Source organism: Phocaeicola sp. RTP21198st1_B8_RTP21198_201120, from assembly GCF_040929485.1.
Taxonomy (GTDB): domain Bacteria; phylum Bacteroidota; class Bacteroidia; order Bacteroidales; family Bacteroidaceae; genus Phocaeicola; species Phocaeicola dorei.
Map to the genome: position 1 here is coordinate 1 of NZ_JBCOCI010000313.1, position 1,515 is coordinate 1,515.

1 protein-coding gene is annotated in these 1,515 nt (G+C 35.2%); it reads right to left on the reverse strand.

Translation table 11 applies throughout. From position 1 onward, the window contains the following. Positions 1 to 5 precede the first annotated feature (5 nt). Positions 6 to 815, reverse strand: a complete 810-nt coding sequence (locus AB5935_RS25795; RefSeq protein WP_004310962.1) for a DUF6577 family protein — start codon at positions 813 to 815, stop codon at positions 6 to 8. Between the last annotated feature and the right edge of the window lie 700 nt (positions 816 to 1,515).

The following is a 1,515-nucleotide window of genomic DNA, read 5'->3' on the forward strand; positions in this document are numbered from 1 at the left end:
ATTCTTTATTTATCATATTTTTGTGATTGTTCTATTAATGAATAAGTACTATCGTATGCTCCTCTACGTTTTGCATATCGGAGCATTTTGGGAGTATTGACTGTGTACAAATCAAAGGCGGTCTGATACATATAAGTGATTTCCGTGCCCTGCATATAATCAAAGTCTTCGTCTTTCTGTATATCTACGAGTAGCTTTTCGATGGTAGGAGTAACCATCCCATCAACCTTATTTACTGGAGATTCAGTGACAAATATCTTTACAATGATGCATGGTTCATGCATGTTTACGTAGTCGTACATGAACTTTGCTGTCGGTTGCTTATAAACGGGCATGTCTGAATCCTTCAACAGAGAAAAAACAGAATCTACAGCATCCCGGTTGGTCTCGACATAAATAGCATGGTTCACAGAGACGTGATGTTGTAGTGTGGTGAAGATGCTGCCATCGTAGATGCAGAAATCGGTGAATGGCAATTTCTCTTTCAATCCGACATATAGTTTTCTCAGTGTTTCTGTTGGAGCAAATGAGAACACCTGTTTATCTGTAAGCATGTATTCACCATTTCCTGTACGGGCTATCTTGTTCTCTTTGGTTAAGGTACAGAGATACTGGCGGGCGGTATTGGTCTTTATCCCCAATACTGATACTAATTGAGGCACTTCAATCCGTCCGTAAGTACGAGCATAATTCAATATGCTCTGTTTAATACTATATTTCTCGTCAATACTCATTGCAGTGCAAATATAATATAAAGTCGGCAACAAACCAACTTTATTGCCGACTTTATATATAAGTTCTGAGCAATTAATCATTCTTTAGTGTGTTTTTCTATATTAAGTAACACCATTATGAATTCATCATATTATGTAATATATGAGGTATTTTTCTTGTGTTGTAAAAGCATAGTATTAAAAGTATCCCGCAAATGACTAAGAAATTAAGTAGAATCTCTTATTAACGAAACTACACCTATCTGCTTGACTGTTTCCTAATATGAAGAGGTAAATATTTCTCGATCAACAATCTGAAATCACACCATAAAACATTGTCTTACCATTTACGTTTACTCTTTGTAAAATGATTCCATTGTTCTGCTAGGATAATATAAAGTCGGCAATAAAACCGATTTATTGCCGACTTTATATTATCAAATTCTTTTATCCGGGCTGTTAACTACTTTATGAGAATATTTACATGGTTGTGCATTGTCTGTCGGTGCTTCAGTAAGGAGAAAATGTAGTTCCCATTTTCTTTCTCATATGATATTTCTATTCGCAATGAATTGTTCGTCAGTCTTTTTAAAAACCTGTTCAGGTTTGTAACCAAAGTTTAAGATACATGTATATATACATGGGTAAATCTAAACTTTAAACTTGTAGAAAGCCCTCCATCAGTCAGAATGCTGTTCTGGTTGATGGAGGGCTATATTGGTCTTTTTCTCCTTGCTGAAATTGTATTTCTGTTTATAGTTACAACTGTTGTAATAGATGGCTGGTCTTTGCCCAATAGTAA